The organism is Parasutterella sp. St.1A3 (genome assembly GCF_059728705.1).
Window position 1 is genome coordinate 2282000 of sequence record NZ_BAAGFK010000001.1, and the last position, 15989, is coordinate 2297988.

Annotated in this window: 10 protein-coding genes and 1 pseudogene; 2 read left to right on the forward strand and 9 right to left on the reverse strand. The window is 52.9% G+C overall.

The genetic code is table 11. The features are described 5' to 3' along the window. Window positions 1-15 precede the first annotated feature (15 nt). Window positions 16-330, forward strand: a pseudogene (locus AC6I1F_RS10600) (efflux RND transporter permease subunit); the annotation flags it as partial. 54 nt (window positions 331-384) lie between these two features. On the opposite strand, the gene AC6I1F_RS10605 reads toward AC6I1F_RS10600, so the two are convergent. The 9 genes from AC6I1F_RS10605 to glnE all read right to left on the reverse strand — a co-directional run bounded on the left by AC6I1F_RS10605 (window position 385) and on the right by glnE (window position 11707). After that, window positions 385-1173 (reverse strand): transporter substrate-binding domain-containing protein, encoded by a 789-nt coding sequence (locus tag AC6I1F_RS10605; protein WP_289185182.1) that lies wholly within the window; start codon window positions 1171-1173, stop codon window positions 385-387. Window positions 1174-1405: 232 nt separating this feature from the next. After that, window positions 1406-2137 carry a pseudouridine synthase gene (locus AC6I1F_RS10610; protein WP_290432600.1) on the reverse strand — a complete coding sequence of 244 codons (732 nt, stop codon included), beginning with the start codon at window positions 2135-2137 and terminating at the stop codon, window positions 1406-1408. A 40-nt stretch (window positions 2138-2177) separates the two neighbouring features. Then, entirely contained in the window at window positions 2178-3326 is a 1149-nt protein-coding gene (gene dnaJ, locus AC6I1F_RS10615) for a molecular chaperone DnaJ (RefSeq protein ID WP_289184228.1), read from the reverse strand. Between the two features lie 141 nt (window positions 3327-3467). Continuing rightward, the gene (dnaK, locus tag AC6I1F_RS10620) at window positions 3468-5375 is read right to left on the reverse strand and encodes a molecular chaperone DnaK (RefSeq protein WP_290164408.1); all 1908 of its coding nucleotides are present in this window, start codon (window positions 5373-5375) and stop codon (window positions 3468-3470) included. Window positions 5376-5462: 87 nt separating this feature from the next. Further along, the gene (gene grpE / locus AC6I1F_RS10625) at window positions 5463-6110 is read right to left on the reverse strand and encodes a nucleotide exchange factor GrpE (protein ID WP_289184229.1); all 648 of its coding nucleotides are present in this window, start codon (window positions 6108-6110) and stop codon (window positions 5463-5465) included. A gap of 121 nt (window positions 6111-6231) precedes the next feature. Continuing rightward, window positions 6232-7218: a ferrochelatase gene (gene hemH / locus AC6I1F_RS10630; protein ID WP_290432601.1), complete on the reverse strand. Its 987-nt coding sequence runs from the start codon at window positions 7216-7218 to the stop codon at window positions 6232-6234. A gap of 9 nt (window positions 7219-7227) precedes the next feature. Further along, on the reverse strand, window positions 7228-7806 hold the full coding sequence (locus AC6I1F_RS10635) for a VUT family protein (protein WP_160335353.1): 579 nt from the start codon (window positions 7804-7806) through the stop codon (window positions 7228-7230). 44 nt (window positions 7807-7850) lie between these two features. Next, window positions 7851-8828: a YheT family hydrolase gene (locus AC6I1F_RS10640; RefSeq protein WP_160335352.1), complete on the reverse strand. Its 978-nt coding sequence runs from the start codon at window positions 8826-8828 to the stop codon at window positions 7851-7853. Beyond that, entirely contained in the window at window positions 8828-11707 is a 2880-nt protein-coding gene (glnE, locus tag AC6I1F_RS10645) for a bifunctional [glutamate--ammonia ligase]-adenylyl-L-tyrosine phosphorylase/[glutamate--ammonia-ligase] adenylyltransferase (RefSeq protein ID WP_290432602.1), read from the reverse strand. The genes AC6I1F_RS10640 and glnE overlap by 1 nt, the downstream gene beginning before the upstream one ends. Before the next feature lie 283 nt (window positions 11708-11990). On the opposite strand from glnE, the gene AC6I1F_RS10650 reads away from it, so the two are divergent. After that, entirely contained in the window at window positions 11991-15977 is a 3987-nt protein-coding gene (locus AC6I1F_RS10650) for a YhdP family protein (RefSeq protein ID WP_290432603.1), read from the forward strand. Window positions 15978-15989 lie beyond the last annotated feature (12 nt).

The window sequence follows — 15989 nt, forward strand, 5'->3', positions numbered from 1 at the left end:
TTAGAATCTGCCAAACTCAGGGGTCTGACCGCGAAGAACGCCATTCTGATTGTGGAATTTGCGGCTCAGAAGCTTGAGGAAGGTCTGGCGCTTAAAGACGCAGCTCTGGAAGCCGCCAAGCTGCGTTTACGCCCGATTGTGATGACGTCGCTCGCCTTCATTCTCGGCGTGATTCCGCTTGCTACGGCGACAGGCGCGGGCGCTGCCGCCCGTCAGTCCATGGGTACCGGCGTATTGGGCGGCATGATTGCGGCCACCTTTATCGCGACAATCTTCATCCCGGTCTTCTTTACCTGGTTTGTTGCCAAGAACTCAAAGAGACGTCAATAAGAACTAACGCAAAAGGCGCCGATTCGGCGCCTTTTGCTTATGAATCAAAGCAGTTTACTTGATGTACTTGTTTTCCCAGTTGTCCATGGTTCCGTCTGCTTTGATCTTCTTCATCCAGTCGTTAACGCTGGCTTCCAGGTGCGGATAACCCTGTTTCATCAGAACGCCGAAGTGGTTCTCGGTAAAGGGTTTGTCAACCAGAGGTGCGGCAAGCTTGGGATTATCTTTGACATAGCGACGAGCTTCCATCGTCTCGGTAATCATGACGTCGGCTTTGCCTTCGCCGACCAGGCCCGGAATCTCCGCATTATGCTCATGCATAATGAGTTCGGCCTTCGGTGTCATTTCTTTGGCGAACTTCTCATTCGTTCCGCCTGGGTTGTACATCACACGAACCGTCGGCTTATTGATGTCATCCAGACCGCGAATCTTGTCGGCTTTCGTCTTGGTGACAAGCACTGTCTTGCCAAACGTCAGATAACCGTCGGACATAGTCATGACTTTCTTTCGCGCGTCTGTCACAGTAATACCGCTCATCGCGACGTCAAATTTGTCGGCCTGAGTATCATCCTGCAGCGTACGCCAGCTTGTCGGAACATAGACCAGTTTCACGCCAAGGTACTTGGCAAGAGAATCTGCCATCTCGGCGTCAAAGCCTTCATATTTTCCGGTTTCTTTGTTGAGGTAGCTCATCGGTTTGTAATCGCCGGTTGAACCGACACGCAGTTCGCCCGACGCTTTAATTTCCTGAAGAGAACGAGCTTCGGACAAGCCGGCAAATGTCAGGGTCACGGCTGCAAGCGAGCTGACCAGAACGGCGGTTACTACCTTCTTGTGTTTCATAAAATCATTCTCCCTATCATTCGGCTGAGACCATTCAGTATAACGAATCAAACGCCGAAAATAGAATATTTCCCTATTTTTATATCTAAACAGGGATTAATTCCCGTTTATTCGCTCAAATCTGACTGTTATCGATTAAATTAAAGAATCTCTCAGAGTTATCTCAAAACAGCCGAATATTCTATCAAACGAGTCAATATAAATATAAAGAAGAAAGATTTTTAAGTATGGTTTAAATGTAGTTTACCCACCTAAGTTGTTTTACCGTTTCAGCAAAGTCTCCGTCAAGACGATCGGTAATGCTGACACGCGTTCTGGTCCGCGGGTGCAGAAATGAAATCCCGCAGCAGTGAAGATACAGTCGATCCCTTCCGAAATACTCTGCAAGAGCGCGATTCAGAGGACCTTTACCGTATGTCGCATCACCGATAATCGGATGCGCGATAAATTTCATATGACGTCGAATCTGATGTCGCCGCCCGGTCAAAAGTTCAAGTTTCACCAATGAAAGCCGCGTGGTTTCGTATTTGCCGCTTGAAACCGGGACTTCTGCGCTCGCAAGCGTTGTCAAAAGCGTCTTCGCCTCCTGCGCTTCAGTTTTCTGAACACGAAGATACGGGTCCACGGGCGGCTTCAGCGCGTGATCAATCAGCATTGTTTTTTCGGAAGTGCCTCGCACAATCGCAAAATACTGCTTCTGAAACGTCTCATGCGTCTGCTGAGCGAGCGCTGAAACAGTCTGCGGATCAAAGGCGAACATCAAAGCGCCAGAAGTGCCCCGATCCAGTCGGTAGAGCGGCCAGACCCGTTTCCCAAACAAATCCCGCGCAAGCTGCAGCGCGAAATATTGGTCTCCGTTGGCGATCTCCGTGCGGTGCGTCAGCAGCTTCTCCGGCTTTGAGACAACCGCAAGGCAGTCGTCCTGATATAGGACCTTCAAGAGCGGTTTTTGATCAGTGCACATAAGAAAAAAGGCTCTCCTAAGAGAGCCGAAACACTAGCGTTTATTGAAAGAGTTTGCCGAGTTTATCGAAGAAACCCTGTTTCTCCGGCGCATGATGGCTTCGCTTACTGCCAAGCAATGATTCTTCAAACTGCTGCAGCAGCTCCTTCTGTTTTGCCGTCATATTGACCGGAACTTCGACATTGGTGTGCACGTACAAGTCGCCCTTGTCTGTGGTACGCAGGCCGACAATGCCGTGTCCTTTCAGACGGAATGTGCGTCCCGTCTGAGTGCCCTCCGGAATTCTGAGTTTGACTTTTCCGGTGAGCGTCGGCACTTCAAGCTCGCCGCCCAAAGCCGCCATCGTGAAGCTCATCGGCATCTCGATGTGCAGGTCCTGTCCGTCACGTTCAAAGAGATCGTGTCTCTTCACATGGATGCGGACATAAAGGTCGCCGGCGGGGCCGCCGTTCTGTCCGGGCGCGCCGCGGCCGGAAATGCGCATACGGTTGCCGTCGTCCACACCTGCAGGAATCGAAATTTCAATTTCCTTTCTCTCTTCTTTCATACCGGTGCCCCCGCAAACCTTGCAGGGGTGGCGAATAATCTTGCCGGTGCCGTGACAGCGCGGGCAAGTCTGCTGAATCTGGAAGAAGCCCTGACCGGCGCGAACAAAGCCGCTTCCGTGGCAGGTCGGGCAGGTTTCAGGATGCGTGCCCTTTTCCGCTCCGGTCCCCTCGCATGCTTCGCACTTGGACCAAGAGGGAACCTTGATCTTTGTCTTGAGACCTTCGGAGGCCTGCTCAAGCGTGATATCCAGGTCATAAACCAGATCCTCACCTCGGAACATCTGCTTGTTGCCGCCGGCTCTGCCGCCCGCGCGAGCACCGAAAATCTCCGCGAAAATATCACTGAATTCACCAAACTGCGACGGATCGAAGGAGCCGAACCCTCCGCCAAATCCGCCGGCACCGCCGGACTCAAAGGCTGAACGGCCATAGCGATCGTAGGCAGCGCGCTTCTGCTCGTCTCCGAGTACGGAATATGCTTCTCCGACCTGCTTGAATTTTTCTTCAGCGCTCTCGTCTCCCTTATTGCGGTCAGGGTGGTACTTCATCGCCATACGGCGATAGCCCTTCTTAATCTCTTCCTGAGTTGCAGTCCGCTCTACGCCAAGAACCTCGTAGTAATCAAGTTCCTCTTCAGCCATACTTTTCGTTGTTTCGTGAATCTAGTGATAACCCTAGAGTTTAATAAATCAATTATTCAATAGGGCCGCCCTTTTTCAAAGGCGACCCTATTTTTGTGTCAAAGCTTAACGCTCTTTTACTGATCAGCGTCAGATGACTGATTAGACTTCTTTGAAGTCAGCGTCGACGACGTCGTCATCTTTCTTCTGAGACTGCTGAGCACCCTGCTGCTGTGCGCCCGGCTGAGCCTGCTGCTGATTGAGTTTTTCACCAATCTTCTGGGCAGCGGTCATCAGAGCGTCTGTGCGTTTTGTGATCAGATCCTTGTCTTCGCCCTTCAGAGCGTCCTCAAGGTCTTTAATCGCGGATTCGCAGGCAGCGCGGTCAGAACCGTCAACCTTGTCTCCCAGATCCTTCAGAGTCTTCTGAACCTGATGGATGCTGGTGTCGGCAGCGTTGCGGGCCTGAGCCAGTTCAGCGCGGCGGCGGTCTTCTTCCTTGTTGGCTTCAGCATCGGCAACCATTCTTTCCACGTCAGCGTCGGTCAGACCGGAGTTCGCCTTAATGGTGATCTGGTTTTCTTTGCCGGTGTTCTTATCCTTAGCGGAAACGTGGAGAATACCGTTAGCGTCAATATCGAATGTCACTTCGATCTGCGGCAGTCCTCTCGGAGCCGGAGCGATGCCTTCAAGGTTGAATTCACCGAGCAGCTTGTTGTCTGCAGCCATTTCACGTTCACCCTGGTAAACCTTAATGGTCACAGCAGGCTGATTGTCTTCAGCTGTAGAGAACACCTGAGAGTGTTTTGTCGGGATCGTCGTGTTGCGTTTGATCATCGGAGTCATCACGCCGCCCAGAGTTTCGATACCGAGGGTAAGCGGTGTGACGTCGAGCAGAAGAACGTCGCTGCGGTCGCCCGAGAGAACAGCACCCTGAATCGCAGCGCCCATAGCGACAGCTTCATCCGGGTTAACGTCCTTGCGAGGATCCTTGCCGAAGAACTTCTTTACAGCTTCCTGAACAGCCGGCATACGTGTCTGGCCGCCAACGAGAATAACGTCGGAAATATCGGAAGTTGTGGCGTTTGCGTCCTTCAGAGCCTTGCGGCACGGTTCGATGGTTCTTTCAATCAGATCTTCAACCAAGCTTTCGAGCTTAGAGCGAGTCAGAGTGATATTCAGGTGTTTCGGACCGGTAGCGTCGGCTGTGATGTAAGGAAGGTTGATTTCGGTTTCCTGACGGCTCGACAGTTCGATCTTGGCCTTTTCAGCGGCGTCCTTCAGACGCTGCAGAGCCAAAATGTCGGTGCTCAGATCAATACCGGTATCCTTCTTGAATTCTTTGATGATGTAGTCAACGATTCTCTGGTCAAAGTCTTCGCCGCCAAGGAATGTATCGCCGTTGGTGGAGAGTACTTCGAACTGTTTTTCACCGTCTACGTCAGCCAGGTCGATGATGGAGATATCGAATGTGCCGCCGCCGAGGTCATACACAGCGATCTTTCGGTCGCCTTTGCCGCCTTTGTCAAGGCCGAAAGCCAGAGCAGCTGCAGTCGGTTCGTTAATGATACGGCGAACGTCCAAACCTGCGATCTTGCCGGCGTCCTTAGTAGCCTGACGCTGAGAGTCATTGAAGTAAGCAGGAACTGTAATAACCGCTTCTTTGACTTCTTCGCCGAGATAATCTTCAGCGGTCTTCTTCATCTTGCGGAGAATTTCAGCGGAAACCTGCTGCGGAGCGAGGTCTTTGTCGCCGAGAACCTGAACCCAGGCGTCACCGTTAGCGGCCTTAATAATCTTGTACGGCATCAGGGAAATGTCCTTCTGGACTTCCTTATCGTCATAGCGGCGGCCGATCAGACGTTTGATCGCGAAAAGCGTGTTGGCCGGGTTGGTTACAGCCTGACGTTTTGCCGGAGCGCCGACAAGAACTTCTTTTTCAAGGTAAGCGACGACGGAAGGAGTTGTGCGGGCGCCTTCGCTGTTTTCAATTACTCGAACCTTGTCGCCTTCAACGACCGCAACCGCGGAGTTTGTTGTTCCAAGGTCAATGCCAATGATTTTTGCCATTTTAAATTTTCCTCTCTTGCAGGCGGATCATTCCGCCATGCTGTTAAGTATGTATATTGAGTCGATTCTTGAAAAAACAAGGCCCGGCTACTGAGCTACCGCAACCATTGCCGGACGAAGAACCCGATCGGCAATTTTCCAGCCGCGCTGGAATACCTGAGCGACACATCCGGGCTGGACCGAGGGATCCTTCACCATAGTGATCGCCTGCATTGAATTCGGATCAAATTTGAGGCCCACAGGGTTCTCGCATTTCATTCCGTTGTGTTCAAGTGCGCTGAGCAGCTGACGGTAGGTAATCTCCAGACCCTCTTTGAGAGGGCCGCTTTCATTTGCTGACGCTTCAAGCGCCTTTTCCATGCTGTCGACCACGGGCAGCATAGCTTCTGCAAATTTCTCAATACCGAACTTGCGAGCTTTGGCCACATCTTCGGCTGAACGGCGACGCACATTTTCGGCTTCCGCGACGGCTCTGACATAAAGGTCATAATTTTCATTGGCCTTCGCCTGGGCTTTTGCGAGTTCATCCGAGAGACTCTGATCCGGCAATTCCGGCGTCTCCTCCTGTGCTGTCTGAACCTCGGCGTCTTCACCGAGATTCATTTCCTTTTTCAAATCATTCTCTTGCATCAAGCTTTCCTTATCTTTTCGAGAATCAGAGCGCTTTGCCGTTCCGCGCCCCTTATTGATTGATATGAGGTCGCACGACCTTTTTTCAACCTCTCTGTCGAGCATTATGAAAAATATAGGTAGAAACGTGAATAAGAATGCCCCGATTTAAGTATGTTGCCCGGAAAAACAAAAACGGTCGAAAATTCAATTCGACCGCTGTTTCCTACCCACCTAAATTCAGGTTTTAGAGATGTTTGGATACAAGATTTTTAATGAGTGATACCGCATCCGAGGAATCGTTAAGACATTCGATGTAGTTATATTCTTTACCACCCTTGGATAAAAACGTCTGACGAGCTTCGTCTGAAACCTCTTCCAAAGTCTCCAGACAGTCAATGGAAAATCCCGGACAGAGGATGTCAACCCGCTCAACGCCTTCCGCAGCCAGACGCTCAAGCTGCGGCGTCAGATACGGCTGAAGCCACTCTTCTTTGCCGAATCGGGACTGATAGGCGATGACCGCTTTTTCCGGCGCAATACCGAGCTCATCAATAATCATCTGAGCCGATTTTCTGACCTGACGGTCATAAGGGTCGCCTAAATCGCAGTAACGCTTCGGCATCCCGTGAAAAGAAAGAACGAGGCGATCCTTTTCTCCAAGCTCACCCTTCGTTTTCCAATGCGCTTTAATTGAAGCGGCGATCGCGCGCGCGTACTCGGGATTGTCGTGATAATCACGAATCAGATGCCAGTGCGGCTGGCTTCTCATTTTGGCAAGAGACGCGCCGAGGATATCGGCGACAGAAGCGGTCGTCGTCGCGGAATACTGCGGATAAAGCGGAAGAACAACAATATTGTCAAAACCCTCTTTCTCATGCAGCTCTCGGAAGATGCGATCCTGATCCGGCTCTCCGTAACGCATGGCAAAAGCGACTTTGACCGCCCTGCCTTCCTCATCAAAGGCCTTCTGAAGTTTCTTCGCCAAGCGCTCGGTGTACACAATCAGAGGAGAGCCCTCGGGAAGCCAAACGGACTCGTAGCGCTTAGCGGAGACAGGGCTTCTAAAGGGGAGAATCGCAAGACGCAGTATCAGATTCCAGAGAATCGGATTTACTTCAACCACACGGCGATCCGATAAAAACTGCCGCAGATAAGGGCGAACCGCCTGAACAGTCGGAGCACTCGGAGAACCGAGGTTAATGAGCAGAACGGCAGTTTTTGTCTTATTCACGATAGCGTATTAGTTAAGCAGTTCCTGATGATGATCGGAAGCGCGGCTGCGGCGATAGTGCATAAAGCCGATCAGAAGCGCGACGGCGAGCGACATCCAGAACTTGCCGAGAACCTGTCCGAAAATAAATTCTATGGATCCGAAGGCAAGCGAAAGGAAGATCGCACTGTCGACAAAAGAGCCGACCAGGCCGCTTACCATAATAGCCCAAGCCGGATAACGCTTTCTCATCGGCGTGTAGACCACGAGGTCGGCGAGCTCGGAAAAGAAGAAAGCCATGACAGAGGCGATCACAAGTGAAGGCTCGGCAAAAAACGCGGAAAGACCGGCGCCGAGAATAATCGCGTAGAGCGACCAGCGAACGCCGAGTTTGGATTGAAGACCGTCACGAAGAACGAGCGCGATGCCCGCCATTAAAACGCCGCTCGGCGCCATCAGTCCCGGAGCAACCGGAATAAGGCACGGGCCGTCCGGAGTGCAGACGGTTCCGACATTCATCACGACCCAGTTCATGACCGGAATCGTCAAAATGAAAAGAACGAAGTAAAGCAGTCCGAGGGAATAATTCTTTGAAACGCGAAGCGGCATATTTTCTCCTTTCCGACATCACAGATCGGGGGAAATAAAGTTAATTAACGGTCGTTGAAACAGAAATCGAAGGTGCGTTTCGAAAGATATCCGAAGCTGCCTTCATATTTCCGCTGCGGAAAACCGCAGTGACCTCCAGTGTCCGGATATTCTAATGCCATACAGGCGGGCACATCGCAAACTTTCGGTAAGATTTCGTAGCCGACAATCGGATCGTTGCGCGCGTTCAGCAATAACGTCGGAATCGTCACTGAGGACAGAACCGGCAGACTCGAGCATTTCGTCCAGTAATCCAGTGCGTTCTTGAAGCCGTGCATCGGCGCGGTAACCACATCGTCGTACTCGTTCAGCCGTTTAACTTTTCTGATGCGTTCGGCGTCAAAGAGCTCCGGATACTCCTTCGCCTTCTGAAGCGCCTTCTGTTTAAGCGTGATCACAAAATTGAGTTCGTACACCCGACTGAAGCCCTTGGAAATGACCTCACTTGAGCGAACCAAATCCAGGGGCGAGCAAACCGCGACCATTCGATCGACATATGAGGCCGCTTTTGAGCCGCGGGTTCCCGCCCAGAAAAGCAGATTATTTGCGCCGAGAGAAACCGCCATAGAGTAAATCCGAGACAGCGGATAGCGCTCTTTGATTCTTGCAAAGATCCAGTCGAGTTCGCAGGCGTCGCCCGCAAAGTACGCCCTCGGCTTTCGGTTATTGATTCCGCCGCAGCCGCGATAGTGGACCACCATGCCTCTGACGCCTTCAGCTGCGCATTTCGCCATCAGTTTTCGGGCGTAATGGCTCTGAGACGAGCCTTCAAGTCCGTGAAAGTGCACCATGACAGGCGCGGCGATATCCGCAGGCTCCGGTGTGGAAAAATCCACCGCGATGATATCTCCGTCGGGCGTATCCCATATTTCCCGCCGATAATCGACTTTAGGGGACGGCATAAACTCCGCGGGCACAATGGTCTGCAGATGCCCTCCCGGCAGCCACCATGGAGCTCTGTATTCCGATTCAATAAGACTCATTAACCTTCTGTCGTGCCGCTTATCTCAGATGCGGCCCGATCTCCAAATACCGTTTGCCAAAGAGATTTCACGCGTTCAACGTCCTGCTCGTACTCCTGAGCGGGGCGCCGTACCGGAAGGCTCGGCGAATTCAGACGGAATTCATGCTGCACCTTTCGATAGCGTCGATAAATCTTAACGGTTTCAAGAGCGTCTTCCTTAGGAATGAGGCCTGCCTCAGCGCTCATTTCCAGCAGTTTGATATTTCCGAAGTTGTTGACGAGCTGCGGATACTCGGCCGCATATCGAAGCACCAGATACTGAACAATAAATTCAACATCCACCATGCCGCCCGCATCATGCTTCAGATCAAAAAGATCCGTCTTATTGACGTGTCCCTCATGCATGCGCTCGCGCATCTTCAGCACTTCTTCGGCCGTAACGGAGGGATCTCTGTCGCGTCTCAGAATCTCTTCGCGCAGCTTTTCAAATTCTGCGCCGATCGCGGGATCTCCCGCACTGAAGCGCGCTCTCGTGAGCGCCTGATGCTCCCAAAGCCAAGCGCCTGTACCATCGTCATTGCGCTCATACTTTTTAAAGCTTTCAAGGCTGCTCACCAGCATTCCGGATTCACCGTTCGGACGCAGCCGCAGATCCACATCAAAGAGCGTGCCCGAGCTCGTCGTGACAGTAAGCCAATTAATCAGGCGGCGCGCAAAGCGAACGTAAATCTTTTCCGCCTCCGGCGCGTCGTCTTCGTAAATGAACACCAAGTCCAAATCGCTCGCATAAGCGAGCTCTTTGCCACCGAGTTTGCCATAGGCGATGACCGCGAAATTCGGCCGCTCCAGATGGCGCCCCGGAACGGTCTTCCAGCTCTCTTCCATCGCAAGTTCCAGCGTCGCGTCTGCCAGAGCTGAGAGCTGGTCGGCCAGGCGCTCGACGGTCAGGCGGCCGGCCAAGTCAGCGAGGAACAAGCGGAAAAGCCGCGCATGATGCACTTCGCGGATCAAATTCATCCGCGTCTCCTGATCGTCCTCTTCAATATCGGCAAGGCGCGCTCGGGTTCTCTCGATATAGCCTGAGAAATCCACCGGTGTGTAGTCGTCAATCTGGCTGAGGCGCTCATCCCAAAGCTCATCAAGCAGCAGCGGATGGCGATTCAGATACTCGGCTGCCCACTTGCCGGCGCCAAGCACATGGATCAGGCGCTCGGCCGCGGACGGATACTGAAGCAGAAGCGAGACATAAGTCGGGCGCCCCGCGATAACTTCCAAAAAGTGCAGGTAGCGCTCAAGCAGAAGATCTTTACTAATGAGCGCATCCTCCTTAAGCTCGAGCGCGCCGAGCTTGTCCAACGTCTTTTTCACAAGAAGAATCATTCGATCTCTTGCGCCCGCTTTGATCAGGCGAAGCGGCCTCAGAGACATCAGGTTAAGAACCGCGCCTGCGAGTCCCTCGCAGTCGGCAAAACCTTTCCTTCGCAGAAGATCCGCCACCGCGGGAAGCACCTGTACGGAACCGGACTCCCAGCCGAGCGGCCAATCCTCGGACACCGCTTCGGCCTTGGTCTGAAAGATTTCATCAAAACGCGCGGCGACGTACTCCGAACTTTCGCTCAGGCAGGACAAAAGCTCCCCGCGCTTTAGCCCGAGCATGCGGGCGATTTTGGCCTGCTGCGCCTCATCCTCCGGGAGAAGCTGCGTCTGCTGATCGTTCTCGTACTGCAGCGCATGCTCCACATTGCGCAGAAAGACATAGATTTCTGATAGCCGCTTTGCTTTTTCCGGCGCGAGTACGCCTTCAGAGGCGAGCGCAGAAAGCGCTTTCAGCGTTGATCGTTCTCTCAGAAACGGATTTCTTCCGCCGCGGATCACCTGAAAGGTCTGCGCGATAAATTCAATTTCACGAATCCCGCCGCGGCCAAGCTTGATATTTCTGCCTTCGGTAAGCGCGGACGCTTCCCGCTTTTGCGCGGCCAGACGGATTTTCGCATGCAGATCCGTAAGAGAGCTGATCGCGCCGAAATCCAAATATTTGCGGTAAACAAACGGACGCACGATGTCCCAGAGATTTTTTTTCTGGATATCAAATTCTTCCTGAGACGCAAACACCGGACCGTTTACAATGCGGCCCTTGAGCCACGCAAACCGTTCCCACTCCCTGCCCTGCATCATCAGGTACTCTTCCAGCATCTCGCTTGAGCCGACGATCGGACCGGAGTCTCCGTTCGGTCTCAGTCTCATGTCCACCCGAAACGCAAAACCTTCCCAAGTGAGTTCGGAGATCGCCGGAATGATCTTTTTTGCCAGCCGCTCATAGAATTCTTTATTGCTGATGATTTTGCGGGCCGAAGGGAACTGCTCGGTCGCTCGGCACTCTCCGTCTTCGTCATAAAAGAAAATGAGATCGATATCGCTGGAAACATTGAGTTCAGCCCCTCCGAGCTTGCCCATGCCGACAACCAGAAGATCCTGCGGAACACCTAACGGAGAATGAGGTACACCGAATCGCTTTGCGAGCTCTTTCGCATGCACACTCACGGTTCGATCCACCACCGCTTCAGCGAGAGCCGTCATCGCAGAAACCACCTCCTCGAAGTCGGCAGCTCCTGTCATATCCTTAGCCGCCAGCGTCAGAAGCACCTCACGGCGAAGCCTGCGTACTCCGCTTGCGAGCGTCTCGGGCGTATCCGCTGAGGCTAGCCGCTCGTACATCTTTTCTTTATTCCACGTCTCTAACGTCAGCTGCTTTAGGAATTCTGCTGCTTCTGCGCTCTCGGCGTCCGAAAACAACGCCTGAAGGGACCGTTTCACAAACTGAGAAAGCTTCGGAACCTCTTCAATACCGATTCGGCTGGAATGGGGAGAAAGTGCGCTCTGGGATTGGTTCGCTGTCATAGTTGTTTCGCTCTTTCGGCTGCTCTCCGGAACGCTGTGCGCAAGCCGCGGGCAGTCGCCTGTTTTTGTTCTGTAACGTGAGGAATATTTTAATCTTAGACATGACGTCGACGGCGCAGGCGAAGGAGCGATTAAGAACAATCCCGAATCATGAACGCCGTACCGTCCCGCTTGGCCGCGTGCGCAGGAAAATTTTTCAATAAGCTTGTCAGAATCGTTTCAAGGATCGTTGTTTTTGCTGCATACTAGGAAACTACAGCTGAAAAATGAGCCTAGCCGACAAATGAGTGATATTTCGAATAACGCCGCTCCTGCAGAAGAGCCCGGCACGCCGAAAAGCGAGAGTTTTCTGAGAAAACTGCTTCGATGGATCATCTGGTTCATCGTCATTGTCTATCTAATATTAGGGTGCGCATGGCTGGCCGCTCGATATTTTCTTGCTCCTTATATAGAGGGGCATAAGGCTCAAATCGAAAACAAGATCTCTGAAACCGTCTCCGCTCCGGTCACTTTCGGAAGTGTTGACGCGGGCTGGTCCGGACTTCAGCCTGAGGTGACGCTCAAAAATATTCAGCTGGGCGGCTCCGGGCAGAACCCGATCGAAGTCGAATCCCTCAGCGCAAAACTCTCTTTGCGCTCCATCCCTTCCATGGAACCGATTTTTGAAACGGTCACTTTGGACAAACCGGTTGTCACTGTGGAACGCAAGGGACCGATGAAGTTTTCGATTCTTGGAAAAACCATTGATCTCAACAAACTTCTCTCAGGGGAGGCTGATCTTGAGAGCGCATCGGCAAAGCTTCCTAAAGATATTCAGCTTCTTTTAAAACAGCGTCTTCTGGAAATTAAGGACGGCACGATTAGATTAGTGGACGACGCTTCCGGAAACACTCTGGAAATTAAAGATTTCAACGCTGCGTTTGAGAGCAGCTCCGGCGAGAAGCTCTTTGCCTTTACGCTTACGCCGCCCTCTTTTATCGGTTCGCCCATCACAGTTAAAGCGACGCTGAAGCCGCCGCTGCTGGATGCCGCTGTTCTGGCCAACTGGGATGCGGAATTTTTCGCGCAGACGGATTATCTGAACTTCGGCGAACTTGCCAAATGGTTCCCGGACTTCCAGGTCAAATACCGCGGCATCGGCTCAGGCTCTGCCTGGCTCACGCTCGCCAAATGGAAACCCTCTTCGGCTTCGTTTATCGGCGCGCTCTCCAACGTGGACGTGCAGCTTCCGGATATGGAGCCGCTGAAGCTAAAATACGTCAAAGGCAAAATCTCCGGCGCTATGAGTCCGCAGGATTACTCGGTCTCTACCGAAGATTTCGGATTCGAGCTTGAAAGCGGCGAAGTGCTTCCGCCCCTGAATTTAGCGGTTAAGCTCAATCGTACGGAAAACAATTCATTCTCGGGCGGCTCTTTTAAGGCGGACGAAGTTGACTTCAAGAGCCTCTCGGCTCTTCTGCCGTCTCTGCCGCTTCCGAAAGAATTCAAGTCCTTCATCGCAGCGCGCAGGCTCTCCGGAAACCTGAGCAATGTCGATATCAGCTGGCAGGGCTCTCCTGACGCCCCGAAGGAATACAACGGTTCGCTCAAGATTGTTAATTTCAGCTCTTTCGGCGCCCAGGGCAAAAACAATACATTGTGGCTTCCGGGCTTTCAGAACATGACGGCCGACATCTCGATGAAGAACGGTGTCGGGACCGCGGTTCTGCAGACAAAGGGCGCGGATTTCGCGTTCCCGGGACTGTTCTCTTCAGCCGCTTTCCGTTTGGACAATCTCACCGGCACGGTTGAATGGAGCACGCAGGATCGCTTCTCTATAAACCTGAAAGACGTCACGCTGGAAAACGCGGACGCTTCCGTCACAGTAAACGGCACCTACCGCACAGACGGATCCCCCTTCGGCTTTATGGATATCACGGCCGGTATCAATCGCGGCAACGCGGCTGCCGTGTGGAAATACATGCCGCTTATCGTCGGTACCGACACGATCAACTGGCTTCGTTACGGCCTGCTGAAAGGGAAAGCGACCGGCGGCTCTGCGCGTATCCTCGGTCAGCTCCACAACTTCCCGTTCGAAGGCTCGGAAAACGAAAAATTTGAAGTCACGGTCAATGCCGACGACGTCACGCTGGACGTTTATCCGCTCAAGTTTGACAAACCGTCCGCTCAGAACAAAGCGGGCGGCATCTGGCCGGTATTCACCAAGGTCGGAGGCGTGGTGCGCTTCGTCGGCGACGGAATGCATATCACGGCCGATAAAGGCTCCTACAAGAACGCTTCTTTGATTTCCGCGAAGGTGGATATTCCGTCCTTCAGCGCCGATACCGTATGGCTGGATGTGGACGCGTCCGCCAAGGGCGACATCCCAAGCTATCTGGCTTACGTTAAAGCCTCGCCGGTAAACGGCTATACCGCTGAGCTCTTCAGCAAGGCGGAGGGAAGCGGCAGCGGAACTCTTCAGCTCGGACTGAAAATCCCGCTTGACGGTCCGGGCAGCGTCGCCGTGAACGGCGCCTTCACGGCAGAAAACGACAGCATCAATTTCCGTCACTATCAGATTCCCGATCTGACACAGGTTTCCGGTACGGTTCAGTTCTCTGAAAAAGGCGCGAATGCGCAGAACATTAAAGCACTCTGTTTTGACGAACCGGTTACTGCTTCGATCGTAACCAACAGCAAAGGCGCGATCGAAGTCAAAGCCTCGGGAACGGTCCCTGCGAAAGCGCTTCCGCAGATCATTCCGAATGAAGAGCTCGCACTCATTTCCAAAGAGTACTTCCGCGGCTCAGCGACCTTCGCTGCGAACATCAAAATCGACGGCAGCGATGTGAACGTTGATATCAAGAGCCCGCTCAAGGGTCTTGAGAGTGCACTGCCCTCTCCGATGACAAAACCGGCCGCGCAGACTTCCCCGCTTCATCTGACGATTAACTCCTCCGGAAGTCTGACCGACGTTTCCGTCATGGTCGATGACTACCTCAGCACGGAATTTATCCTGAAAAACGGAGAGATCGATCGCTGCGCCATCGGCAATAAGTCCCTTCCGTCTCTTCCGCAGCATGGTTATGCCGTCGCTTTTGACACGTCGTTCCTATCGGCGGCTGCCTGGACCAAAGTTTTTGACGCGCTTGATAAAACTGAAAGCAATGCCAATCAAAAGAACAAGGTCATCAAGCTGCCCGATATCGCGTCGGCGCGCATCTCGATCGGAGAGCTTGAACTGGAGAACTTCAATCAGAACAATCTGACGATCATCGGTAAGAGCGTCAACGGCCAGCTCTCGGCTTCAATTCGAAGCAATCAGATCCAGGGCGCGATTAACTGGAGAAAGGGCGGCAAAGGAGTTGAGCCTCATCTCACCGCCAACCTCTCCAAGCTTTATATTCCGGACGCGGCTGAGACCGTTGCGGAAGAAACCAAGCCGGTTGAAATTCAAGGCGGATGGCCTGCCATTAATGCGGTTATCGGAGATCTGACTTACGGCAAGAGACGCCTCGGACACGTTGAGCTCGTCGCACGCAACACAGTTGCGGCCAACGGACACCTCTGGCAGATTCAGAAGCTCAACGTCACAAATCCGGCCGCGACGCTGAAATCTTCCGGAAGCTGGCTCAAACGCTTTGACGGATTTAACGAAACGCATCTGCTGCTCGACAATGAAATCAAGAGTCTTGGCGGAATGCTGACAAGACTGGACATGCCTAACCTGATCAGCGCCGGAAGCGGTTCCATCAAAGGCGATCTGTCCTGGGAGGGCACGCCGCTCGGCTTCAATACGGAAAGTTTCGACGGCACCCTCAATATCGATCTGCGCCGAGGAGAAATCCTGAAGATCCAGCCGGGCCCCGCGGCCAAGCTGCTCTCGCTGCTCTCGCTTCAGTCGCTGACACGCTATCTGACGCTTGATTTCCGCGATTTCTACTCTTCCGGCTTTAACTTCACGACGATTCAGGGCAAAGCGGACATTAACAACGGCCTCATGAACATCAAGGGACTCACGCTCGTCGGCGGAAGCGCGACTGTGGTCATGAACGGCACCATCAATACACAGAAGGAGACGGAAAATCTCCATCTGCTGGTCCTTCCGGATGTCAACGCCGCAGGCGCCTCGATCGCGCTCGCCATCGCCAATCCGATTGCAGGCATCGGCAGCTTCCTCGCGCAGCTGATCTTCAAGGATCCGCTCAGCAAGCTTTTCTCCTTTGAATACAACGTCACAGGCACGTGGGCTGATCCGATTGTGACCAAAGTCGACTCTCATAAGTTTTAAATTTAGGTTTAT

Excerpts from the sequence above, each read along its gene's own strand:
- glnE (WP_290432602.1), bottom strand. The coding sequence starts at position 11,707 with ATGACAGCGAACCAATCCCAGAGCGCACTTTCTCCCCATTCCAGCCGA.
- AC6I1F_RS10635 (WP_160335353.1), bottom strand. The coding sequence starts at position 7,806 with ATGCCGCTTCGCGTTTCAAAGAATTATTCCCTCGGACTGCTTTACTTC.
- dnaJ (WP_289184228.1), bottom strand. The coding sequence starts at position 3,326 with ATGGCTGAAGAGGAACTTGATTACTACGAGGTTCTTGGCGTAGAGCGG.
- AC6I1F_RS10640 (WP_160335352.1), bottom strand. The coding sequence starts at position 8,828 with ATGAGTCTTATTGAATCGGAATACAGAGCTCCATGGTGGCTGCCGGGA.
- dnaK (WP_290164408.1), bottom strand. The coding sequence starts at position 5,375 with ATGGCAAAAATCATTGGCATTGACCTTGGAACAACAAACTCCGCGGTT.
- grpE (WP_289184229.1), bottom strand. The coding sequence starts at position 6,110 with ATGCTCGACAGAGAGGTTGAAAAAAGGTCGTGCGACCTCATATCAATC.
- AC6I1F_RS10610 (WP_290432600.1), bottom strand. The coding sequence starts at position 2,137 with ATGTGCACTGATCAAAAACCGCTCTTGAAGGTCCTATATCAGGACGAC.
- AC6I1F_RS10650 (WP_290432603.1), top strand. The coding sequence starts at position 11,991 with ATGAGTGATATTTCGAATAACGCCGCTCCTGCAGAAGAGCCCGGCACG.
- AC6I1F_RS10605 (WP_289185182.1), bottom strand. The coding sequence starts at position 1,173 with ATGAAACACAAGAAGGTAGTAACCGCCGTTCTGGTCAGCTCGCTTGCA.